A 24,382-nucleotide genomic window follows, 5' to 3' on the forward strand; every position below is an offset into this window, starting at 1 on the left:
ACTTTAAAATAGCCGTAATGTTTCTGTCAGAAACTAAATAATGTCAAGAATATATTTAGGAAATATCGCAGGTGGAGTGGAGTAAATAAATATTGTCAACATCAATAAAATCCTAAAATCATCTGTTAATTCATTTAATATTAATCTTAAAAATATAGAATGGCGGGTTTGTTACCTTGCCTGTCATTAGGTTAGCTGCAACAATTCTTGCAGGATTAAGATAGCGCGCTTAAATATCCTGTCACGACATCGAGAAAACTATTAATACGTAACCTTTATTTCGCTGAAGATTTTTATCTGAACGAGGATGAAATCGGAGGGGAATGCGAAAATTTAGAATAATCAGTGTATTGGTAGCTAAGAAGCCAGGGGCGGTAGCGTGCCTGAAAGCCTGAATATAAGCCTTTATTATTCTGTCAATAGCCTGCGGATGAATTGATTTTTTTTTCAGAATGATGCCAGTTAATTTTCTCTGCTATTAACTGCAAGGTAAATGTGCACGGACGAAGCCGCTATTTAAATTGCACAGGATAATGACTCTGCCAAAGTGATAAATAATCAATGATGAAATCCAAAATGAAATTGATGCCATTATTGGCGTCGCTCAGCTTGATAAGTGGTTGCACAGTACTTCCGGGCAGCAATATGTCTACGATGGGGAAAGATGTGATCAAACAGCAAGACGCTGACTTTGATCTCGACCGGATGGTCAATGTGTATCCGCTGACGCCACGGTTGGTTGAGCAATTACGCCCGCGGCCCAATGTCGCGCAACCGAATATGTCGCTGGACCAGGAGATCGCCAGCTATCAGTATCGCGTCGGGCCTGGCGATGTGCTGAATGTCACCGTCTGGGATCACCCGGAATTGACCACGCCAGCAGGCCAGTACCGCAGCTCAAGCGATACCGGCAACTGGGTTCAGCCGGACGGCACCATGTTTTATCCCTACATTGGCAAGGTTAGCGTCGTCGGTAAAACTTTGTCAGAGATTCGCAGCGATATTACCGGGCGTTTAGCGAAGTACATTGCGGACCCGCAGGTGGATGTCAATATCGCCGCTTTCCGCTCGCAAAAAGCGTACATCTCCGGCCAGGTGAATAAATCCGGTCAGCAGGCCATTACTAACGTACCGCTAACCGTCCTGGATGCGATTAACGCTGCGGGCGGCCTGACCGATATGGCGGACTGGCGCAATGTCGTGTTGACGCACAACGGCAAAGAACAGCGCATTTCGCTACAGGCGCTGATGCAAAATGGCGATCTTAGCCAGAACCGCTTGCTCTACCCTGGCGACATTCTGTATGTGCCGCGCAATGACGATCTGAAAGTCTTTGTCATGGGCGAAGTGAAAAAACAGAGCACCCTCAAAATGGATTTCAGCGGCATGACGCTCACCGAAGCATTAGGCAATGCGGAAGGCATCGATCTGACCACCTCCAACGCCAGCGGCATTTTTGTGATTCGTCCGTTGAAAGGCGAGGGGGGACGCGGCGGCAAGATCGCCAATATCTACCAGCTTGATATGTCTGACGCCACGTCATTGGTGATGGCGACGGAATTCCGACTTCAGCCTTACGATGTGGTGTACGTCACGACCGCGCCGGTTGCTCGCTGGAACCGTCTGATCAATCAGTTGCTGCCAACCATTAGCGGTGTCCGTTATATGACGGATACGGCCAGCGACATTCATTCCTGGTAATCGTTATGTTTAACAAAATCTTAGTGGTCTGTGTGGGGAATGTTTGCCGTTCCCCGACGGCGGAACGTTTGCTAAAACGCTTTCATCCTTCGCTGACGGTAGCGTCCGCCGGGTTAGGCGCGCTGGTCGGCAAAGGCGCCGATCCTGCGGCGGCGAGCGTGGCGAGCGCCCACGATCTGTCTTTGGAAAATCACTGCGCAAGGCAAATTTCCGCGCGTCTGTGCCGGGAATATGACCTGATTCTGACGATGGAGAAACGTCACATCGCCGCCCTGTGCGACATTGCGCCGGAAATGCGCGGCAAGGTAATGCTGTTTGGTCACTGGGACAGCGAGCGTGAAATACCGGACCCGTATCGCAAAAGCCGCGATGCGTTTGAGGCGGTGTACACATTACTGGAAAGGTCTGCCCGCCAGTGGGCGCAGGCACTGAATGCAGAGCAGGGAAAACCATGACAGAAAAAGCAAAACAATCTGCGGCGGTTACGGGTAGCGATGAAATCGATATCGGGCGCCTGGTCGGAACGGTGATTGAAGCGCGTTGGTGGGTGTTGGGGACGACGGCCATATTTGCGCTGTGCGCGGTAATTTATACGTTCTTCGCCACGCCCATCTATAGCGCCGATGCGCTGGTGCAGATTGAACAAAACGCCGGTAATTCGCTGGTACAGGATATCAACAGCGCATTAGCGAATAAGCCGCCGGCTTCCGATGCGGAAATTCAGCTCATTCGATCGCGCCTGGTGCTTGGGAAGACCGTTGACGATCTGGATCTGGATATTGCCGTCACCAAAAACACCTTTCCGCTGTTCGGCGCCGGGTGGGAGCGGCTGATGGGGCGTCACAATGAAATGGTGAAAGTCACGACATTCACCCGACCAGAGACGATGAGCGGACAGATCTTCACCCTCAAAGTGCTGGGCGACAAACGTTATCAGTTGGTTAGCGACGGCGGATTTAGCGCTCAGGGCGTTGTGGGCCAGCCACTCAATAAAGACGGCGTGACGATGCAGGTAGAGGCGATTGACGCCCGTCCTGATACAGAATTTACGGTGAGTAAATTCTCAACGCTTGGCATGATTAATAACCTGCAAAATAACCTCACCGTAACGGAAACCGGCAAAGATACCGGCGTTCTGAGCCTGACGTTCACGGGAGAGGATCGCGACCAGATCCGCGACATTCTCAACAGTATTACCCGTAACTATCTGCAACAGGATATTGCGCGGAAATCTGAAGAGGCGGGGAAGAGCCTGGCGTTTCTGGCAAAACAACTGCCGGAAGTCCGCAGCCGTCTGGATGTGGCGGAAAACAAGCTAAACGCTTTCCGCCAGGATAAAGACTCGGTGGATTTACCGCTGGAGGCGAAGGCGGTGCTCGATTCGATGGTTAATATCGACGCCCAGTTGAATGAGTTGACGTTTAAAGAAGCGGAAATTTCCAAGCTCTTTACCAAAGCGCATCCGGCTTACCGCACCCTGCTGGAAAAACGTAAAGCGCTGGAAGATGAAAAAGCCAAACTGAACGGGCGGGTGACGGCAATGCCGAAAACCCAGCAGGAGATTGTGCGTTTGACCCGTGATGTGGAGTCCGGCCAGCAGGTTTATATGCAACTGCTTAATAAACAGCAGGAGCTGAAAATCACCGAAGCCAGCACCGTTGGCGACGTGCGCATCGTTGACCCGGCGATTACCCAGCCGGGCGTGCTGAAGCCGAAAAAGGCGTTGATTATTCTCGGCAGCATTATTCTGGGATTAATGTTATCGATTGTCGGTGTGCTGCTGCGCTCGCTGTTTAATCGCGGTATCGAAAGCCCGCAGGCGCTGGAGGAGCACGGGATCAGCGTCTATGCCAGTATTCCGCTGTCGGAATGGCAAAAAGCGCGCGATAGCGTCAAAACCATTAAAGGGATTAAGCGTTATAAGCAGAGCCAACTGCTGGCGGTGGGCAATCCGACCGATCTGGCGATTGAGGCGATTCGCAGCCTGCGCACCAGCCTGCATTTCGCCATGATGCAGGCGCAAAATAATGTACTCATGCTCACAGGCGTCAGCCCCTCTATCGGCAAAACCTTTGTTTGCGCCAACCTGGCGGCCGTCATCAGCCAGACGCATAAACGGGTATTACTGATCGACTGCGATATGCGCAAGGGCTACACCCATGAACTGCTCGGCACCAATAACGTGGACGGCTTATCTGACATTCTGGCGGGCAAAGGCGAGATAGCCTCCTGCGCGAAACCCACGGCGATCGCTAATTTTGATCTTATTCCGCGCGGTCAGGTACCGCCTAATCCATCGGAACTGCTGATGAGCGAGCGCTTCGGCGAGCTGATCGCCTGGGCAAGCAGCCGCTACGACCTGGTATTAATCGACACGCCGCCGATTCTGGCCGTGACGGACGCCGCGATTGTGGGTCGTCACGTCGGGACGACGCTGATGGTGGCGCGTTATGCCGTCAACACTTTAAAAGAGGTGGAAACCAGTCTGAGCCGTTTTGACCAGAATGGCATTCAGGTCAAAGGCGTCATTCTCAACTCCATTTTCCGCCGAGCGACGGGCTACCAGGATTATGGCTATTACGAGTATGAATACCAGTCAGATTCCAAATAAAAAATAAGGCGTGCCGGATGGCGCGGCCTGTGACTGTAGGCCGGACAAGCGTAGCGCCATGCGGCAAAACTATCTGGGGAATAAGCATGACAACAGACAATCCGCTGATCTCAATTTATATGCCAACCTGGAACAGGCAGCAGTTGGCTATCCGGGCGATTAAATCAGTACTACGTCAGGACTACCGTCACTGGGAGATGATCATCGTGGATGATTGCTCCTCGTCTTATCAGCAGTTACAACAATTTGTTGAGGAGCTGAACGATCCGCGCGTCCGTTATACCCATAACGCCAGGAATACCGGCGCCTGCGCGGTACGCAACCAGGCCATTATGCAGGCGCAAGGGCACTACATTACTGGTATTGATGATGACGATGAATGGACGCCCAACCGTCTGAGCGTGTTTCTGGCCCATAAACACCAGTTGACTACGCACGCCTTTTTGTATGCCAACGACTATGTGTGCGAGGGCGAGGTCTACTCTCAGCCTGCCAGCCTGCCGCTGTATCCGAAATCCCCTTATTCGCGCCGCTTGTTCTACAAGCGCAATATTATTGGCAATCAGGTTTTTACCTGGGCCTGGCGTTTTAAAGCGTGTTTGTTCGATACCGAACTCAAGGCGGCGCAGGACTACGACATTTTTCTGCGCATGGTGGTGGAGTATGGCGAACCGTGGAAAGTCGAAGAGGCGACGCAAATTTTACATATCAACCACGGCGAGATGCAGATTACCTCTTCGCCGAAAAAGTTCTCCGGCTATTTCCATTTTTATCGTAAGCACAAAGATAAATTCGATCGCGCCAGCAAAAAATACCAGCTTTTTACCCTGTACCAAATTCGCAATAAGCGAATGACCTGGCGCACGTTGCTGACGTTGCTCTCCGTGCGTAACAGCAAACGCCTGGCGGCCGGGCTGCGGGGGCGATAACGATGTTGGAAGACTTACGCGCGAATAGCTGGAGCTTACGCCCCTGTTGCATGGTGCTGGCCTACCGTATCGCTCATTTTTGTTCCGTCTGGCGCAAAAAGAATGTGCTGAATAATCTGTGGGCCGCGCCGGTGCTGGTGCTGTATCGCGTGATCACGGAATGCCTGTTCGGGTATGAAATCCAGGCCGCCGCGACCATTGGTCGGCGGTTCACTATCCATCATGGTTACGCGGTAGTGATCAACAAACATGTCGTCGCCGGCGACGATTTTACCATTCGCCACGGCGTCACCATTGGCAATCGCGGCGCGGACAGCCTGGCTTGTCCGGTGATTGGTAACGGCGTTGAGCTGGGGGCGAATGTCATCCTGCTTGGCGATATTACTATCGGTAATCACGTCACGATTGGCGCGGGTAGCGTGGTGCTTGACAGTATTCCGGACCATGCGCTGGTGGTGGGAGAAAAAGCACGGGTGAAGGTCAGCACATGAATATTCTGCAATTTAATGTACGGCTGGCGGAAGGCGGCGCGGCGGGAGTGGCGTTGGATCTCCATCTGCGGGCGCTGCAAAAAGGGCTGACGTCACGTTTTGTCTATGGTTATGGCAAAGGCGGAAAAAAAAGCGTCAGCCATCACCGTTATCCGCAGGTGATAAAACAGACGCCGCGCGGCACGGCAATCGCCAATATCGCGCTATTTCGTTTCCTGAATCGCGATCTGTTTGGCAATCTCGACAATCTTTACCGCACGGTTATCCAGACATCCGGCCCGCTGGTGCTGCATTTTCATGTTCTCCACAGTTACTGGCTAAACCTGGCGGATATCGTGACGTTTTGCGAAAAAGTCAAAGCGCAAAAACCAGACGTCACGCTGGTCTGGACGCTGCACGATCACTGGAGCGTTACCGGGCGTTGCGCCTTCACCGACGGTTGCGAGGGCTGGAAAAGCGGCTGCCAAAAATGTCCGACCCTAAGCAATTATCCGCCGGTCAGGGTGGATCGGGCGCACCAGCTTATTGACGGCAAACGTCAGCGCTTTCGGGATATGCTGCGGCTGGGCTGCCGGTTTATTTCACCGAGCCAGCATGTGGCCGAGGCCTTTAACAGCGTTTATGGCGCGGGACTCTGCCGGGTGATTAACAACGGTATCGATCTGGCGACCGAGGCGATTCTCGCGCAACTATCACCTGTGCCGCTGAATCCGGGCAAACCGCGGATCGCCATTGTGGCGCATGACTTGCGTTACGACGGCAAAACTGACCAGCGTCTGGTACACGACATGATGGCGCTGGGCGAAAAAATTGAACTGCACACCTTCGGTAAATTTTCGCCTTTTACCGGCCAAAACGTTGTTAATCACGGTTTTGAAACCGATAAGCGCAAATTAATGAGCGCACTCAATGAGATGGATGCGCTGGTCTTTAGCTCGCGGGTCGATAACTATCCGCTGATCTTGTGTGAAGCGCTCTCGATCGGCGTACCGGTGATCGCCACCCACAGCGAGGCGGCGCAGGAGGTGCTGGCGAAATCCGGCGGCCAGACTTTTGCCGCTACAGATGTACTGCGCCTGGCGCAGCGGCGTAAGCCAGAGATTGCTCAGGCGGTATTTGGCACAACGCTGGACGCCTTTCGTATGCGTAGCCGCGTCGCGTACAGCGGTCAACAGATGCTGGAGGAGTATGTCTCGTTCTATCAGAATCTGTAGCTATCTGCTGCTGCCGCTGATCTACCTACTGGTCAATGTCAAGATTGCCCAACTGGGGGAAAGCTTTCCCATTACCATCGTCACTTTTTTACCGCTGTTGCTGCTGTTATTTGTGGAACGCATTAGCGTAAAAAAATTGATGATCGCCTTAGGCATCGGCGCGGGGCTTACGGCATTTAACTTCCTGTTCGGCCAGTCGCTGAATGCCGGTAAATATGTCACATCCACGATGCTGTTTGTCTATATTGTGGTCATTATCGGGATGGTCTGGAGTATCCGATTCAAAACCATTTCCGCGCATAACCACCGAAAGATTTTGCGTTTTTTTTATCTGGTGGTGGGTATAGTGGTCGCGCTCGCCGCGGTTGAGATGGCGCAAATTATCCTTACCGGCGGCAGCAGTATTATGGAAGGAATTTCGAAATATCTCATTTACAGTAATAGCTACGTACTGAACTTCATAAAATTTGGCGGTAAGCGTACCACTGCGCTTTATTTTGAACCGGCATTTTTCGCTTTGGCACTAATCTCAATTTGGCTGAGCATCAAACAGTTTGGTATCAAAACACCGAAAAGCGATGCTATGATTCTGGCAGGGATAATATTATCAGGATCATTTTCAGGGGTAATGACCTTTATCCTGTTTTACCTTCTGGAGTGGGCGTTCCAATATTTGAATAAGGATGCGATAAAGAAAAAACTTCCACTGGCGCTGGTCTCATTAACCCTGTTTTTGGTTGGGGTAATTATTGCATTTCCTTATATCGCGACACGACTTGGCGATTTAGGGACGGAAGGCTCATCTTCTTATTATCGTATTGTGGGCCCGTTAGTCATGGTCGGATATTCCTTGACCCATATTGATGGTGTAGTCAGATTTGGCTCACTTTATGAATATGTTGCATCATTCGGAATCTTTAACGGTGCGGATGTCGGGAAAACCATAGACAATGGATTGTATCTGCTGATTATTTATTTTTCCTGGTTCGCAGTGCTAATGACGCTGTGGTATATGGGGAAAGTTTTAAAAATGGCGCTAAATGCGTTTGGCGATAATCGTAATTTTCGGGTGCAGCTCTATCTTTTTACGCCGGTGTCGCTGTTTTTTACCGGTTCAATATTTAGCCCGGAATATGCTTTTTTAATCGTCTGTCCGTTCATTTTGCGCAAGGCGTTAAAAATTTCATAACGGGGTGGTTGCATGTTTTTAAGCGTCGTTACCGTCGCCTTTCGCAATTACGAAGGGGTGGTAAAAACCTGGCGCTCGCTGCGCAATCTGGCGCGCGATCCGGGCCTGTCATTTGAATGGATCGTAGTGGATGGCGGTTCGGAGGACGGCACGCGCGAATTTCTGCAAAAACGTCACGGTGAGTTTAACCTGCGTTTTATCAGTGAAAAGGATCACGGTATTTATGATGCCATGAACAAAGGCATTGCCTTGGCGCAGGGGCGCTATACCCTGTTTCTTAATTCCGGTGATGCGTTCCATGATGATGCCGCGCTGTTTGTCCGCCAACTGGCGCGGCAAAAGGGCGAGGCGATGTATATTGGCGACGCGCTGCTGGATTTTGGCGGCGGGCATAAAATACGCCGGAAGGCTAAACCCGGGTATTATATCTACCATAGTTTGCCAGCCAGCCATCAGGCGATATTTTTCCCGACGGCAGCGTTAAAAAAGTATCCTTATGATCTGCAATATCATGTCTCTTCAGATTATGCGCTGGCGGCCCGTCTCTATAAAGCAGGCTATCCTTTTCGGCGAATTAACGGACTGGTATCTGAATTTTCGATGGGCGGCGTGTCAACCTCGAATAATCTGGAATTATGTCAGGATGCAAAAAACGTACAGCGAAAAATATTACGTGTGCCAGGGTTTTGGGCGCAATTATCCTATTTATTACGTCTGAAAACGACGGGTAAAACAAAAGCGCGGTATAACAAAGTCTAATCACCGGGAGTTATTATGCAGGATCTTAGCGGCTTTACGGTGCCGAAAGGGTTCCGCGGCGCTAATACGCTAAAAGTACAATTATGGTGGGCGGTACAGGCGACATTATTCGCCGGGTCGCCGCAAATATTGTATCGCTGGCGAGCCTTTTTGCTGCGTCTGTTTGGCGCCAAAATTGGAAAGAATGTGGTTATTCGACCGTCAGTAAAAATTACCTATCCGTGGAAATTAACCGTCGGCGATTATGCCTGGGTAGGCGACGACGCTGTGTTATATACGTTGGGTGAAATTAATATTGGCGCACATGCGGTCATTTCACAAAAAGGGTATTTGTGTACCGGTAGCCATGATTATACCAGCGCCCATTTCGATATTAACGCCGCGCCGATTGTTATTGGCGAAAAATGTTGGCTGGCAACCGATGTTTTTGTCGCGCCCGGCGTGACGATAGGTCATGGCACCGTCGTCGGCGCGCGCAGCAGCGTATTTAAATCATTACCGGCAAATGCGATTTGTCGGGGCAATCCCGCAGTGGTAACGCGCCAGCGCGTTCAGAAAGTTACTCCCTAACGGGACTATTTGAGGAAATGAAAATGTCAAAAGTCGCTCTCATTACTGGCGTAACCGGACAGGATGGGTCTTACCTGGCAGAATTTCTGCTGGAAAAAGGGTATGAGGTGCATGGTATCAAGCGCCGCGCGTCATCGTTTAATACCGAGCGCGTGGACCATATTTATCAGGATCCGCACAGCTGCAACCCAAAATTTCATCTGCATTATGGCGACCTGACCGACGCCTCCAACCTGACCCGCATTTTACAGGAAGTGCAGCCGGACGAGGTCTACAACCTGGGCGCAATGAGCCACGTGGCGGTGTCGTTTGAGTCGCCGGAATATACCGCCGATGTGGATGCGATGGGCACGCTGCGCCTGCTGGAGGCGATTCGCTTCCTCGGTCTTGAAAAGAAAACGCGGTTCTACCAGGCCTCCACCTCTGAACTGTACGGGCTGGTGCAGGAAATCCCGCAGAAAGAGACCACGCCGTTCTACCCGCGTTCCCCCTATGCGGTGGCGAAACTGTACGCCTACTGGATCACCGTCAACTACCGTGAATCCTACGGTATTTACGCCTGTAACGGCATTCTGTTTAACCATGAGTCCCCGCGTCGCGGCGAAACCTTCGTCACCCGTAAGATCACCCGCGCCATCGCCAATATCGCCCAGGGGCTGGAGTCCTGCCTGTATCTCGGCAATATGGACTCGCTGCGCGACTGGGGCCATGCGAAAGATTACGTGCGGATGCAGTGGATGATGTTACAGCAGGAGCAGCCGGAAGATTTCGTGATTGCCACCGGCGTGCAGTATTCCGTACGCCAGTTTGTGGAGCTGGCGGCGGCGCAACTGGGGATAAAACTGCGCTTTGAAGGCGAAGGCATTAATGAGAAAGGGATCGTGGTATCCGTTACCGGACACGATGCGCCGGGCGTGAAACCGGGGGATGTGATTGTGGCCGTTGATCCGCGTTATTTCCGTCCGGCGGAAGTGGAAACCCTGCTGGGCGACCCGTCCAAAGCGCATGAGAAACTGGGCTGGAAACCGGAAATCACCCTGTCGGAGATGGTCTCCGAGATGGTGGCGAACGATCTGGAGGCCGCGAAAAAACACTCACTGCTGAAATCTCACGGTTACGAGGTGGCCATCGCGCTGGAGTCCTGAGAATGAACAAGCAACGAATTTTTGTGGCGGGCCATCGCGGGATGGTGGGCTCCGCCATTGTACGGCAGCTTGCGCCGCGCGGCGACGTGGAACTGGTGCTGCGCACCCGCGATGAGCTGGATCTGCTCGACGGGCGCGCGGTACAGGCGTTCTTTGCCGGGGCGGGTATCGACCAGGTTTATCTGGCGGCGGCGAAAGTGGGCGGCATTGTCGCCAACAACACGTATCCGGCGGATTTTATCTATGAAAACATGATGATAGAGAGCAACATTATTCACGCCGCGCACCTGCACAACGTGAACAAACTGCTGTTTCTCGGTTCGTCCTGTATCTATCCGAAACTGGCAAGGCAGCCGATGGCGGAAAGCGAGCTGCTGCAGGGGACGCTGGAGCCGACCAACGAGCCGTATGCCATCGCCAAGATCGCCGGGATTAAATTGTGCGAGTCCTACAACCGGCAGTACGGTCGCGACTACCGTTCGGTGATGCCAACCAACCTGTACGGCCCGCATGACAATTTCCATCCGGACAATTCACATGTGATCCCGGCGCTGCTGCGCCGCTTTCATGAGGCCGCGCAGAGCCACGCGCCGGAGGTGGTAGTGTGGGGCAGCGGCACGCCGATGCGCGAATTTCTGCACGTTGACGATATGGCGGCGGCCAGTATTCACGTGATGGAGCTGGCGCGCGAGGTGTGGCAGGAGAACACTGCCCCGATGCTGTCGCACATTAACGTCGGCACTGGCGTGGACTGCACCATCCGCGAGCTGGCGCAGACCATCGCAAAGGTGGTGGGTTACCAGGGCCGGGTGGTGTTCGACGCCGCGAAGCCGGACGGCACGCCGCGTAAATTACTCGACGTCACGCGCCTGCATCAGCTTGGCTGGTATCACGAAATTTCACTGGAGGCAGGGCTTGCCGGTACTTACCAGTGGTTCCTTGAGAATCAGCACCGGTTCCGGGGGTGACAATGTTTTTACGTCAGGAAGATTTCGCCGCCGTGGTGCGGACCACGCCCCTCATCTCCCTCGATTTCATTGTGGAAAACGGCCAGGGGGAAATTTTACTGGGCCAGCGTCTCAACCGTCCGGCGCAGGGCTACTGGTTTGTGCCGGGGGGGCGGGTGTGCAAAGACGAAACGCTGGAGGCCGCCTTTGCACGCCTGACGCAGGCGGAACTGGGCGTGCGTCTGCCGCTGGCGGCAGGGACGTTTTATGGCGTCTGGCAGCACTTCTATGACGACAACTTTTCCGGTGAGGATTTTTCAACTCACTACATCGTGCTCGGCTTTCGTCTGCGCGTGGCGGAGAGCGATTTACGCCTGCCTGATACCCAGCATGGCAGTTACCGCTGGCTGACACCGGAACAGCTGCTGGCAAGCGATAATGTTCATGAGAACAGTCGGGCCTACTTCTCTCCTGACGCGCCGGCGGTGGGCCTATGAAGATCCTGGTCTATGGCATTAACTATTCACCGGAACTGACCGGTATCGGCAAATATACCGGCGAAATGGTGGCGTGGATGGCGCGGGAAGGCCATGAGGTGCGGGTCATTACTGCGCCGCCGTACTACCCGCAGTGGAAGGTCGGCGAGCGCTATTCCGCCTGGCGCTATCGCCGGGAAGAGGGCGAGGCTACCGTCTGGCGCTGCCCGCTGTATGTGCCGAAACAGCCCTCCACCTTAAAACGACTGCTTCATCTGGGGAGCTTTGCATTGAGCAGTTTTTTCCCACTGATGGCGCAGCGTCGCTGGAAGCCGGATCGGATTATCGGCGTTGTACCGACGCTCTTTTGTACGCCGGGAATGCGTCTGCTGGCGACACTCTCCGGCGCGCGTACCGTACTGCATATTCAGGATTACGAAGTGGACGCCATGCTCGGCTTAGGAATGGCGGGAAAAGGCAAGCGCGGCAGCGTAGCGCGGTTAGCGACGGCCTTTGAACGCAGCGCGCTGCGTAACGTTGATAATGTTTCGACCATCTCTCGCTCCATGATGAATAAAGCGCGGGAAAAGGGCGTCGCGGCGGAAAAAATCCTCTTTTTTCCGAACTGGTCGGAAGTGGCGCGCTTTCAGGACGTTAATGACGCTGACGTGACGGCTTTGCGTCAGCAGCTTGGCTTGCCAGAGGGCAAAAAAATTGTGCTCTATTCCGGCAATATCGGCGAAAAGCAAGGGCTGGAAAAGGTAATTGACGCCGCGGAACGATTACGCGATCGACCGTTGATTTTTGCGATTGTCGGCCAGGGGGGCGGCAAGGCGCGGCTGGAGAACATGGCCCGCGAACGCGGCCTGCCAAATATTAAATTCCTCCCGCTGCAGCCTTACGACGCCTTACCCGCGCTGCTGAAAATGGGCGACTGCCATCTGGTGGTGCAAAAGCGCGGCGCGGCGGATGCGGTACTGCCCTCCAAGCTGACTAACATTCTGGCGGTTGGCGGTAATGCGGTGATTACCGCTGAGCCGCACACCGAATTAGGACAACTTTGCGCGCGTTATCCGGGCATCGCCGTTTGCGTGGAACCGGAATCGACCGACGCGCTGGTCGACGGGATTAGCCAGGCGCTCGCCATGCCGAAAAACAACATGACGGCACGTGAATACGCCGAACGCACGCTCAATAAAGAGAACGTGCTACGCCAATTTATTGCAGATATTCGGGGATGATAATGCGTCAGACAAAACTTTACCCGGTTGTGATGGCCGGTGGCTCCGGTAGCCGATTGTGGCCGCTTTCTCGCGTGCTTTATCCAAAACAGTTTCTGTGCCTGAAAGGCGATCTCACCATGCTGCAAACCACCATTTGCCGTCTGAACGGCGTGGAGTGCGAAAGCCCGGTGGTGATCTGCAACGAACAGCACCGTTTTATCGTTGCCGAACAGCTCCGCCAGCTCAATAAGCTGACGGAGAACATTATTCTTGAGCCCGCCGGGCGCAATACCGCGCCGGCGATTGCGCTGGCGGCGCTGGCGGCGACGCGCCAGCATACGGACTGCGATCCGCTGATGCTGGTACTGGCGGCGGATCATGCGATCGCCAATGAAGAGGCCTTCCGCGACGCGGTGCGCGGCGCCATGCCCTATGCCGACGCGGGCAAACTGGTGACCTTCGGTATCGTGCCGGATCTGCCGGAAACCGGCTATGGCTATATCCGGCGTGGTGATGTCGTGCCGGGCGCGACGGATGCGGTGGCTTTTGAGGTGGCGCAGTTCGTTGAGAAGCCGGGGCTGGAAACCGCTCAAGCCTACGTCGCCAGCGGCGATTACTACTGGAACAGCGGCATGTTTCTGTTCCGCGCCGGACGCTATCTGGAAGAGCTGAAAAAGTTCCGCCCCGATATTCTGGCCGCCTGTGAACAGGCGATGCGCGGCGTCGATCCGGATCTTGATTTCATTCGTGTGGATGAAGAGGCCTTCCTCGCCTGTCCGGAAGAGTCCATTGACTACGCGGTGATGGAGCGGACGGCGGACGCGGTGGTGATGCCAATGGACGCGGGCTGGAACGATGTCGGCTCGTGGTCCTCACTGTGGGAAATCAGCGCCCACACCCCGGAGGGAAATGTCCACCACGGCGACGTCATCAGCCATAAAACGGAAAACAGCTACGTTTACGCCGAATCCGGCCTGGTGACCACCGTCGGCGTGAAGGATCTGGTGGTGGTGCAGACCAAAGACGCCGTGCTGATTGCCGATCGCCACGCGGTGCAGGACGTGAAAAAGGTGGTGGAGAAGATCAAGGCCGACGGACGCCATGAGCACCACATGCATCGCGAGGTTTACCGTCCGTGGGGCAAATACGACTCCATCGACGCGGGCGAGCGCTATCAGGTGAAGCGTATTACCGTCAAACCGGGGGAAGGACTGTCGGTGCAGATGCACCATCACCGCGCCGAGCACTGGGTGGTGGTGGCGGGGACCGCCAGAGTCACCATCAACGGCGAGGTTAAGCTGCTCGGTGAAAACGAGTCCATCTATATTCCGCTGGGGGCGACCCACTGCCTGGAAAATCCGGGAAAAATACCGCTCGATTTAATTGAAGTACGTTCCGGCTCGTATCTCGAAGAGGACGACGTGGTGCGGTTCGAGGACCGTTACGGGCGGGTCTGACGCCTGCAACGGTGCCCGGTAAGCGCAACGCGCCATCCGGCAATGAATAACAATAACGATGTTGGCCATTTACGGTCAGGGCTAACTGTTGCCTGAAGAAGGGTAAGCACATGACAAAATTAACCTGTTTCAAGGCCTACGACATTCGCGGCAGGCTGGGCGAAGAGCTCAATGAAGATATCGCGTGGCGGATTGGCCGCGCCTACGGCGAATATTTAAAACCGAAAACCGTCGTGCTGGGCGGCGACGTGCGCCTGACCAGCGAGGCGCTGAAGCTGGCGCTGGCGAAAGGGTTACAGGACGCGGGCGTCGACGTGCTGGATATCGGTATGTCCGGCACCGAAGAGATTTACTTCGCCACCTTCCACCTCGGCGTGGACGGCGGTATTGAAGTGACCGCCAGCCATAATCCGATGGACTACAACGGTATGAAGCTGGTGCGCGAGGGCGCCCGCCCGATAAGCGGCGACACCGGTCTGCGCGACGTTCAGCGTCTGGCGGAAGCGGGCGACTTCCCGCCGGTGAACGAGGCCGCGCGCGGCAGCTACAGACAAATCAGCCTGCGCGACGCCTACATCGACCACCTGCTGGGGTATATCAGCGTTAACAATCTCACCCCGCTGAAGCTGGTGGTGAATTCCGGCAACGGCGCGGCGGGGCCGGTCATTGACGCCATCGAAGCGCGTCTGAAGGCGCTGGGCGCGCCGGTGGAGTTCATCAAAATCCACAACACCCCGGACGGCACCTTCCCGAACGGCATTCCCAACCCGTTGCTGCCGGAGTGTCGCGACGACACCCGCAAGGCCGTTATTGAACACGGGGCGGACATGGGCATCGCCTTTGACGGCGACTTCGACCGCTGCTTCCTGTTCGATGATAAAGGGCAGTTTATCGAGGGGTACTACATCGTCGGGCTGCTGGCGGAAGCGTTTCTGGAAAAACACCCGGGGGCGAAGATTATCCACGACCCGCGCCTGACCTGGAACACGGAGGCAGTGGTGACGGCGGCGGGCGGGACGCCGGTGATGTCAAAAACCGGGCACGCCTTTATCAAGGAGCGGATGCGTACGGAGGATGCCATTTATGGCGGGGAAATGAGCGCGCATCACTATTTCCGTGATTTTGCCTACTGCGACAGCGGGATGATCCCGTGGCTGCTGGTGGCGGAGCTGGTGTGCCTGAAGGGGCAGTCGCTGGGTGAACTGGTCCGCGACCGGATGGCGGCGTTCCCGGCGAGCGGGGAAATCAACAGCAGGCTGGCGGAGCCGGCGGCGGCCATCGCGCGGGTGGAAGCGCACTTTGCGGAAGAGGCGCAGGCAGTGGACCGCACGGACGGTCTCAGCATGTCGTTCGCCGACTGGCGTTTCAACCTGCGCTCGTCAAACACCGAACCGGTGGTGCGCCTGAATGTGGAATCACGCGGCGATATTCCGCTGATGGAAGCGCGAACACGCACTCTGCTGGCGCTGCTGAATCAGTAACGTCAGATCTCCCCTTACCGCCTGCGGGTAAGGGGCCAATCACAGGAACAACGATGACAAATCTAAAAAAGCGCGAACGAGCCAAAACCAATGCATCGTTAATCTCTATGGTGCAACGCTTTTCAGATATCACCATCATGTTTGGCGGGCTGTGGTTCATCTGTGAAGTCAGTGGACTGCCATTCCTGTACATGCACCTGTTGGTGGCGCTGATTACGCTGGTTGTTTTTCAAATGCTGGGCGGGATAACCGATTTTTATCGCTCCTGGCGCGGCGTCAAAATGTCGACAGAGTTAACGCTGTTACTGCAAAACTGGACGCTGAGCCTGATCTTCAGCGCCGGTCTGGTGGCGTTTAATGATGACTTTGACAACCGCCTCGCCACCTGGCTGGCCTGGTATGCGTTGTCCAGCCTGGGCTTAGTGTTATGCCGTTCATTTATTCGTTTCGGCGCGGGCTGGCTACGCAATCGTGGTTATAACACTCGCCGGGTCGCCGTCGCCGGAGATTTGCCTGCGGGCCAGGCGTTGCTGGATAGCTTCCGTAATGAGCCGTGGCTGGGTTTTGAGGTGGTGGGCGTCTATCACGATCCCAAACCGGGCGGCGTCTCTGCTGACTGGGCAGGGAACTTCGAGCAGTTAATTGACGATGCGAAAGCCTCGCGAATTCACAATGTTTATATCGCCATGTCAATGAGCGACGGCGCCATGGTGAAAAAACTGGTGCGCGAGCTGGCCGACACCACCTGCTCGGTGATCCTTATTCCCGATGTGTTCACCTTTAATATTCTCCACTCGCGCGTGGAGGAGATGAGCGGCGTTCCGGTCGTTCCGCTGTATGACACGCCGCTGTCAGGGATTAACCGTCTGCTTAAACGGGCAGAGGATATCGTGCTGGCGTCGCTGATTCTGCTGCTCATCTCACCGGTACTGTGCTGCATTGCGCTGGCGGTCAAATTGAGCTCGCCCGGGCCGGTGATTTTCCGCCAGACGCGCTACGGGATGGACGGCAAGCCGATCAAAGTCTGGAAGTTCCGCTCAATGAAGGTGATGGAGAACGATAAGGTCGTTACCCAGGCGACGCAAAACGATCCGCGCGTCACCCGGGTAGGTAACTTTTTGCGTCGTACCTCGCTGGATGAATTGCCGCAGTTTATCAACGTTTTAACCGGCGGAATGTCCATCGTCGGTCCTCGCCCGCACGCGGTGGCGCATAACGAACAGTATCGTCAGTTGATTGAAGGTTACATGCTACGCCACAAGATGAAGCCGGGCATTACCGGCTGGGCGCAAATTAATGGCTGGCGCGGTGAGACCGATACGCTGGAGAAAATGGAAAAACGCGTGGAATTCGACCTGGAATACATCCGCGAATGGAGTATTTGGTTCGATATCAAAATCGTTTTTCTGACGATTTTTAAAGGGTTTGTTAATAAAGCGGCGTATTAAGAACCTGACCCACAAGGCTATTTTACTTGCCATATTGAACCAGGGCAGCGTGTACGCTCCGGTTTTTCCGCGCTGTCCGCGTTCAATCTGGCTGCGCCAATGACGCCTTGTGAACAGGTTCTGGAGAAAAGAATGAGTTTACGACAAAAAACGATCAGCGGCGCTAAATGGTCGGCTATCGCCACGATAGTGATTATCGGTCTGGGGTTAATTCAGATGACGGTGCTGGCGCGGATCATCGACAACCACCAGTTTGGCCTGTTGACCGTCTCGCTGGTGATTATCGCGCTGGCCGACACGATCTCGGACTTTGGCATCGCGAACTCGATTATCCAGCGTAAAACGATTGGGCATCTGGAGCTGACCACGCTTTACTGGCTAAACGTTGGGCTTGGGATTGTGGTATTTGCGGTGGTCTTTTGGCTGAGCGATGCGATTGCCCATGTTTTGCATAACCCGGATCTCGCGCCGTTAATCAAAACGTTGTCGCTGGCGTTTATCGTGATCCCTCACGGGCAGCAGTTCCGCGCGCTGATGCAAAAAGAGCTGGAGTTCAATAAGATCGGCATGATCGAAACGACCTCCGTACTGGCGGGGTTCACCTTTACGGTGATTAGCGCCCATTACTGGCCGCTGGCGTTAACCGCGATTCTCGGCTATCTGGTGAACAGCGCGGTGCGAACGCTGCTGTTTGGTTACTTTGGCCGCAAGATTTACCGTCCGGGGCTGCATTTTTCGCTGGCATCGGTGTCCACGAACCTGCGTTTTGGCGCGTGGCTGACGGCGGACAGTATCGTCAATTACATCAACACGAATTTATCGACGCTGGTACTGGCGAGAATTCTCGGCGCAAGCGTCGCCGGGGGATATAACCTCGCGTACAACGTGGCGGTTGTGCCGCCGGCGAAGCTTAATCCCATCATTACTCGCGTGCTATTTCCGGCATTCGCCAAAATCCAGGACGATACCGAGAAGCTGCGCGTCAACTTCTATAAGTTGCTTTCCGTGGTGGGAATTATCAATTTTCCCGCGCTGTTGGGCCTGATGGTAGTGGCGAACAATTTTGTGCCGTTAGTGTTTGGCGAGAAGTGGAACAGCATTATCCCGATCCTGCAATTGCTGTGCGTGGTGGGGCTGTTGCGCTCGGTCGGCAACCCGATTGGTTCGCTGCTGATGGCAAAAGCGCGCGTGGATATCAGCTTTAAGTTCAACGTCTTTAAAACGTTTCTGTTTATCCCGGCAATTCTCATTGGCGGCCATCTGGCGGGGGCGATTGGCGTGACGCTGGGGTTCCTGGTGGTGCAAATCATCAACACCATTCTGAGCTATTTCGTGATGATTAAGCCGGTACTCGGCTCCAGCTATCGTCAGTATATTCTCAGCCTGTGGCTACCGTTTTATCTCTCATTGCCAACATTTATTACCAGCTACGGCGCAGGAAAGTTGGTCGACGGCTATTTACCGTTGTCAGGGGTATTCGCACTACAGGTTATGGTCGGTATTTTGAGTTTTATTTTAATGATTATTTTTTCACGCAATGCGCTGGTGATGGAAATAAAAAATCAGCTTGTTGGCAGTGCAAAACTGAAAAAGTTATTACGTGTCGGATGACGGGGATATAAGAGGCTATTTATGAAATTATTAATTTTAGGCAACCACACATGCGGCAACCGTGGTGATAGCGCCATTATGCGCGGTTTGCTTGATGCCATCCGTCAACAGGCGCCAGAGGCGGAGATGGATGTGATGAGCCGTTTCCCGGTGAGTTCCGCCTGGTTGCAGGGGCGCCCGATTATTGCCGACCCGCTGTATCAGTTAAGCCAGAAACAGCAGGCGGCGGCAGGGCTTAACGGTCGGGTGAAAAAAGTATTACGCCGTCGTTTTCAGCATAAAATTTTATTGTCTAAAGTCGCCCAGGAAGGATCGCTGCGTAATTTTGCTATCGCGCCGGAATTTGCCGAATTCGCGCAATTTATTGCGCAGTATGACGCCGTCATTCAGGTGGGTGGTTCAAACTATGTCGACTTATATGGTTTGACTCACTTTGAATATCCGCTGTGCGCGTTTATGGCGAACAAACCAATTTATATGGTGGGACATAGCGTCGGCCCTTTCCAGAACCCTGACTTTAACCAGCTCGCCAATTATGTTTTTGGCCGCACCAGTGCGCTGATCCTGCGTGAAACCGTCAGCCGCGATCTGATGACCGCCGCGCAGATCGATACCCGGAAAGTGGAGCAGGGGGTGGATACCGCCTGGTTAGTCGAACGCCGTCACGACGAGTTTGTCGCCAGTTATGCTGTGCAGCACTGGCTGGACGTCACCGCGCGCCGCAAAACCGTCGCGATTACGTTGCGCGATCTGGAGCCGTTTGATAAACGCCTGGGCACCACTCAGCAGGCCTATGAGCAGGCATTTGCTCAGGTCGTGAATCGCCTGATTGCGGACGGTTATCAGGTACTGGCGCTGTCAACCTGCACCAGTATCGATCGCTATAACCGCGATGACCGGATGGTTGCGTTACGGATGGCGAAGTATGTAAACGACTCAGAGCATTTCCATATCGCGATGGACGAACTCAATGACGTGGAAATCGGAAAGATCCTCGCCTCCTGCGTACTGACCATCGGGACGCGCCTGCATTCCGCCATTATCTCCATGAATTTTGGCACGCCCGCTATCGCCATTAATTATGAACATAAATCCGCCGGGATTATGCAGCAGCTAGGCCTGGCGGAATTGGCTATCGATATCCGTCACTTGCTGAACGGTTCATTACAAAGCGTGGTGGCCGATACGCTCAATCAATTGCCTGCGCTAAAGGCAAAAGTGGCTAACGCCGTTACCGAGGAGCGGGCGAAAGGGTTCACGATGATCAAATCCGTTCTCGACAGAATTCGGGAGGCGCAATGAAAGTCAGCTTTTTTCTGCTGAAATTTCCACTCTCATCGGAAACCTTTGTGCTGAATCAGATTACTGCGTTTATTGATATGGGCCATGAGGTGGAGATTGTCGCGTTACAAAAAGGCGATACCCAACATACTCACGCCGCCTGGGAGAAGTATGGCCTGGCGGCGAAAACCCGCTGGTTACAGGATGAGCCCCAGGGACGGCTGGCGAAACTGCGCTACCGGGCATGTAAAACGCTGCCGGGGCTGCATCGGGCGGCGACCTGGAAAGCGCTCAATTTTACCCGCTATGGCGATGAATCACGCAATTTGATTCTTTCCGCGATTTGCGCGCAGGTGAGCCACCCTTTTGTGGCGGATGTGTTCATCGCGCACTTTGGTCCGGCGGGCGTGACGGCGGCCAAACTACGCGAACTGGGCGTGCTTCGCGGCAAAATCGCGACTATTTTCCACGGGATTGATATTTCCAGCCGCGAAGTGCTCAGTCATTACACGCCGGAGTATCAGCAGTTGTTTCGTCGTGGCGATCTGATGCTGCCCATCAGCGATCTGTGGGCCGGTCGCCTGAAAAGTATGGGCTGTCCGCCGGAAAAGATTGCCGTTTCGCGCATGGGCGTCGACATGACGCGTTTTTCCCATCGTCCGGTGAAAGCGCCAGGGATGCCGCTGGAGATGATTTCCGTCGCGCGCCTGACAGAAAAAAAAGGCCTGCATGTGGCGATTGAAGCCTGTCGGCAACTGAAAGCACAGGGCGTGGCGTTTCGCTACCGCATTCTGGGGATTGGCCCGTGGGAACGTCGGCTGCGCACGCTCATCGAGCAGTATCAGCTAGAGGATGTCATTGAGATGTCGGGGTTTAAACCGAGCCATGAAGTGAAGGCGATGCTGGATGACGCCGATGTTTTTTTGCTGCCGTCGATTACCGGTACGGATGGCGATATGGAAGGTATTCCGGTGGCGCTGATGGAGGCAATGGCGGTAGGGATTCCCGTGGTATCTACCGTGCATAGCGGTATTCCGGAACTGGTGGAGGCCGGCAAATCCGGCTGGCTGGTGCCGGAAAACGATGCGCAGGCGCTGGCGGCCCGACTCGCTGAGTTCAGCCGGATTGACCACGACACGCTGGAGTCGGTGATCACGCGCGCCCGTGAAAAAGTGGCGCAAGATTTTAATCAGCAGGCGATTAATCGCCAGCTAGCCAGCCTGCTACAAACGATATAAACGAGGTGGTATGCCCGCGACTAAATTCTCCCGACGTACTCTCCTGACGGCAGGTTCCGCGCTTGCTGTTCTTCCTTTTCTGCGCGCCTTGCCGGTACAGGCGCGTGAACCTCGCCAGACCATCGATATTAAGGATTATCCGGCGGATGACGGTATCGCCTCGTTCAAACAGGCCTTCGCCGACGGACAGACCGTGGTCGTACCGCCAGGATGGGTGTGTGAAAATATCAATGCGGCGATAACGATTCCGGCGGGAAAAACGCTGCGGGTACAGGGCGCGGTGCGTGGGAATGGCCGGGGACGGTTTATTTTGCAGGACGGGTGTCAGGTGGTGGGGGAGCAGGGCGGCAGTCTGCACAATGTGACGCTGGATGTTCGCGGGTCGGACTGTGTGATTAAAGGCGTGGCGATGAGCGGCTTTGGCCCCGTCGCGCAAATTTTCATCGGTGGTAAGGAACCGCAGGTGATGCGTAATCTCATTATCGATGACATCACCGTTACCCACGCCAACTACGCCATTCTCCGCCAGGGATTTCATAACCAAATGGACGGCGCGCGGATTACGCATAGCCGTTTTAGAGATTTACAGGGGGACGCCATTGAGTGGAATGTCGCGATTCACGACCGCGACATACTGATTTCCGATCATGTCATCGAACGCATTGATTGTACCAATGGCAAAATCAACTGGGGGATCGGCATCGGGCTGGCGGGTAGCACCTATGACAACAGTTATCCTGAAGACCAGGCAGTAAAAAACTTTGTGGTGGCCAATATTACCGGATCTGATTGCCGACAGCTGGTGCACGTAGAAAATGGCAAACATTTCGTCATTCGCAATGTCAAAGCCAAAAACATCACGCCCGATTTCAGTAAAAATGCGGGTATTGATAACGCAACGATCGCAATTTATGGCTGTGATAATTTCGTCATTGATAATATTGATATGACGAATAGTGCTGGGATGCTCATCGGCTATGGCGTCGTTAAAGGAAAATACCTGTCAATTCCGCAAAACTTTAAATTAAACGCTATTCGGTTGGATAATCGCCAGGTTGCTTATAAATTACGCGGCATTCAAATTTCCTCCGGTAACACCCCCTCTTTTGTCGCCATCACCAACGTACGGATGACGCGTGCTACGCTGGAACTGCATAATCAACCGCAGCACCTCTTTCTGCGCAATATCAACGTGATGCAAACTTCAGCGATTGGCCCGGCGTTAAAAATGCATTTCGATTTGCGTAAAGATGTCCGTGGTCAATTTATGGCCCGCCAGGACACGCTGCTTTCCCTCGCTAATGTTCATGCCATCAATGAAAACGGGCAGAGTTCCGTGGATATCGACAGGATTAATCACCAAACCGTGAATGTCGAAGCAGTGAATTTTTCGCTGCCGAAGCGGGGAGGGTAAGTACCGCTATTTTTACGAAAATTCCTGGGAAAAAGTTGTTCATACTTAATGTTATGGTGCCGACTAAGACGTAATGTAGAGCGTGCCATCATTATCCCTGGCAGCAGAGTAATTCATGCTGGCGAAAACAAGCTAAAGAGCTATAATTCAGCAACCATTTTACAGGTGGAAGAAACAATGATGAATTTGAAAGCAGTTATACCGGTAGCGGGTTTGGGTATGCATATGTTGCCTGCCACCAAGGCAATCCCAAAAGAGATGCTACCGATCGTCGACAAGCCAATGATTCAGTACATTGTCGATGAGATTGTGGCTGCAGGGATCAAAGAAATCGTGCTGGTGACTCACGCGTCTAAAAACGCCGTTGAGAACCACTTCGACACCTCTTATGAACTTGAATCACTTCTTGAGCAGCGCGTTAAGCGCCAGCTTTTGGCGGAAGTGCAATCTATCTGCCCACCGGGCGTGACGATTATGAACGTTCGCCAGGCGCAGCCGTTAGGGCTGGGGCACTCTATTCTGTGCGCGCGTCCGGTCGTGGGCGATAACCCTTTCATTGTGGTACTCCCGGATATTATTATTGATGATGCTACCGCCGATCCGCTGCGCTATAACCTTGCGGCGATGGTGGCGCGTTTCAATGAAACGGGTCGCAGCCAGGTGCTGGCGAAGCGCATGAAAGGTGATTTATCGGAGTATTCCGTTATCCAGACGAAAGAACCTCTGGATAATGAAGGCAAAGTCAGCCGGATTGTGGAGTTTATCGAAAAACCGGATCAGCCGCAGACGCTGGATTCCGATTTGATGGCGGTAGGCCGTTATGTGCTTTCAGCCGACATCTGGGCGGAACTGGAAAGAACCGAACCGGGCGCCTGGGGCCGCATCCAGCTCACCGATGCCATTGCTGAACTGGCGAAAAAACAGTCGGTTGACGCGATGCTAATGACGGGTGACAGCTATGACTGCGGTAAAAAAATGGGCTACATGCAGGCATTTGTGAAGTACGGGCTGCGCAACCTGAAAGAAGGAGCGAAGTTCCGTAAGAGCATAGAGCAGCTTCTGCATGAATAAGTATTAACAACCGTGATAAATGGTTGGTGATAAACATAATAACGGCAGTGAACATTCGAAGCGGCAAGTTGGCTGAAACGAGTGTTGACTGCCGTTTTAGTTTTGTATAAAGGGCTTAAGTAACAA

At 53.9% G+C, this 24,382-nt stretch carries 21 protein-coding genes; all 21 read left to right on the forward strand.

All coding sequences use genetic code 11. From position 1 onward, the window contains the following. Positions 1-561 precede the first annotated feature (561 nt). The 21 genes from HV477_RS10760 (at position 562) to galF (ending at position 24,256) form a co-directional block, all read left to right on the forward strand. Entirely contained in the window at positions 562-1,701 is a 1,140-nt protein-coding gene (locus HV477_RS10760; protein ID WP_000978077.1) for a polysaccharide export protein, read from the forward strand. A 5-nt stretch (positions 1,702-1,706) separates the two neighbouring features. Continuing rightward, positions 1,707-2,156 (forward strand): low molecular weight protein-tyrosine-phosphatase Wzb, encoded by a 450-nt coding sequence (gene wzb, locus HV477_RS10765; protein WP_000482224.1) that lies wholly within the window; start codon positions 1,707-1,709, stop codon positions 2,154-2,156. Further along, positions 2,153-4,312: a tyrosine-protein kinase Wzc gene (wzc, locus tag HV477_RS10770; protein WP_079899068.1), complete on the forward strand. Its 2,160-nt coding sequence runs from the start codon at positions 2,153-2,155 to the stop codon at positions 4,310-4,312. The genes wzb and wzc overlap by 4 nt, the downstream gene beginning before the upstream one ends. Before the next feature lie 86 nt (positions 4,313-4,398). After that, complete coding sequence (wcaA, locus tag HV477_RS10775) at positions 4,399-5,241, forward strand: colanic acid biosynthesis glycosyltransferase WcaA (protein WP_000205695.1); 843 nt, start codon at positions 4,399-4,401, stop codon at positions 5,239-5,241. A 2-nt stretch (positions 5,242-5,243) separates the two neighbouring features. After that, complete coding sequence (gene wcaB / locus HV477_RS10780; RefSeq protein WP_000888725.1) at positions 5,244-5,732, forward strand: colanic acid biosynthesis acetyltransferase WcaB; 489 nt, start codon at positions 5,244-5,246, stop codon at positions 5,730-5,732. After that, positions 5,729-6,946 carry a colanic acid biosynthesis glycosyltransferase WcaC gene (wcaC, locus tag HV477_RS10785; protein ID WP_023206603.1) on the forward strand — a complete coding sequence of 406 codons (1,218 nt, stop codon included), beginning with the start codon at positions 5,729-5,731 and terminating at the stop codon, positions 6,944-6,946. The genes wcaB and wcaC overlap by 4 nt, the downstream gene beginning before the upstream one ends. After that, positions 6,921-8,135, forward strand: coding sequence for a colanic acid polymerase WcaD (wcaD, locus tag HV477_RS10790; RefSeq protein ID WP_000091392.1), 1,215 nt, complete (start codon positions 6,921-6,923; stop codon positions 8,133-8,135). The genes wcaC and wcaD overlap by 26 nt, the downstream gene beginning before the upstream one ends. A gap of 12 nt (positions 8,136-8,147) precedes the next feature. Then, positions 8,148-8,894 (forward strand): colanic acid biosynthesis glycosyltransferase WcaE, encoded by a 747-nt coding sequence (gene wcaE / locus HV477_RS10795; RefSeq protein WP_000480128.1) that lies wholly within the window; start codon positions 8,148-8,150, stop codon positions 8,892-8,894. Between the two features lie 15 nt (positions 8,895-8,909). Beyond that, positions 8,910-9,464: a colanic acid biosynthesis acetyltransferase WcaF gene (gene wcaF, locus HV477_RS10800; protein ID WP_079899069.1), complete on the forward strand. Its 555-nt coding sequence runs from the start codon at positions 8,910-8,912 to the stop codon at positions 9,462-9,464. A 23-nt stretch (positions 9,465-9,487) separates the two neighbouring features. Further along, positions 9,488-10,609 carry a GDP-mannose 4,6-dehydratase gene (gene gmd / locus HV477_RS10805; protein WP_000048160.1) on the forward strand — a complete coding sequence of 374 codons (1,122 nt, stop codon included), beginning with the start codon at positions 9,488-9,490 and terminating at the stop codon, positions 10,607-10,609. 2 nt (positions 10,610-10,611) lie between these two features. Further along, a complete protein-coding gene (locus HV477_RS10810; protein WP_023261721.1) occupies positions 10,612-11,577 on the forward strand; it encodes a GDP-L-fucose synthase in 966 nt (321 codons plus the stop codon). 2 nt (positions 11,578-11,579) lie between these two features. Then, on the forward strand, positions 11,580-12,053 hold the full coding sequence (locus HV477_RS10815) for a GDP-mannose mannosyl hydrolase (RefSeq protein ID WP_001748574.1): 474 nt from the start codon (positions 11,580-11,582) through the stop codon (positions 12,051-12,053). Then, entirely contained in the window at positions 12,050-13,273 is a 1,224-nt protein-coding gene (wcaI, locus tag HV477_RS10820) for a colanic acid biosynthesis fucosyltransferase WcaI (protein ID WP_079899070.1), read from the forward strand. The genes HV477_RS10815 and wcaI overlap by 4 nt, the downstream gene beginning before the upstream one ends. After that, positions 13,270-14,712: a mannose-1-phosphate guanyltransferase gene (cpsB, locus tag HV477_RS10825; protein WP_079899071.1), complete on the forward strand. Its 1,443-nt coding sequence runs from the start codon at positions 13,270-13,272 to the stop codon at positions 14,710-14,712. The genes wcaI and cpsB overlap by 4 nt, the downstream gene beginning before the upstream one ends. Positions 14,713-14,822: 110 nt before the next feature. Continuing rightward, the gene (gene cpsG, locus HV477_RS10830) at positions 14,823-16,193 is read left to right on the forward strand and encodes a colanic acid biosynthesis phosphomannomutase CpsG (RefSeq protein ID WP_175064956.1); all 1,371 of its coding nucleotides are present in this window, start codon (positions 14,823-14,825) and stop codon (positions 16,191-16,193) included. A gap of 53 nt (positions 16,194-16,246) precedes the next feature. Continuing rightward, positions 16,247-17,641, forward strand: a complete 1,395-nt coding sequence (gene wcaJ, locus HV477_RS10835) for an undecaprenyl-phosphate glucose phosphotransferase (RefSeq protein WP_000183155.1) — start codon at positions 16,247-16,249, stop codon at positions 17,639-17,641. 132 nt (positions 17,642-17,773) lie between these two features. Beyond that, complete coding sequence (gene wzxC / locus HV477_RS10840; protein ID WP_000058681.1) at positions 17,774-19,252, forward strand: colanic acid undecaprenyl disphosphate flippase WzxC; 1,479 nt, start codon at positions 17,774-17,776, stop codon at positions 19,250-19,252. A 21-nt stretch (positions 19,253-19,273) separates the two neighbouring features. Further along, positions 19,274-20,554, forward strand: coding sequence for a colanic acid biosynthesis pyruvyl transferase WcaK (gene wcaK / locus HV477_RS10845; RefSeq protein WP_000770901.1), 1,281 nt, complete (start codon positions 19,274-19,276; stop codon positions 20,552-20,554). After that, entirely contained in the window at positions 20,551-21,771 is a 1,221-nt protein-coding gene (gene wcaL, locus HV477_RS10850; protein ID WP_175064957.1) for a colanic acid biosynthesis glycosyltransferase WcaL, read from the forward strand. Before wcaK ends, wcaL begins: the two co-directional genes overlap by 4 nt. Before the next feature lie 10 nt (positions 21,772-21,781). Further along, positions 21,782-23,185 (forward strand): colanic acid biosynthesis protein WcaM, encoded by a 1,404-nt coding sequence (wcaM, locus tag HV477_RS10855; protein ID WP_079899377.1) that lies wholly within the window; start codon positions 21,782-21,784, stop codon positions 23,183-23,185. 177 nt (positions 23,186-23,362) lie between these two features. After that, positions 23,363-24,256 (forward strand): GalU regulator GalF, encoded by an 894-nt coding sequence (gene galF / locus HV477_RS10860; RefSeq protein ID WP_000981469.1) that lies wholly within the window; start codon positions 23,363-23,365, stop codon positions 24,254-24,256. The last annotated feature ends 126 nt before the right edge of the window (positions 24,257-24,382 follow it).

The organism is Salmonella sp. SG203 (assembly GCF_013350575.1).
GTDB classification, from domain to species: Bacteria; Pseudomonadota; Gammaproteobacteria; order Enterobacterales; family Enterobacteriaceae; genus Salmonella; species Salmonella enterica.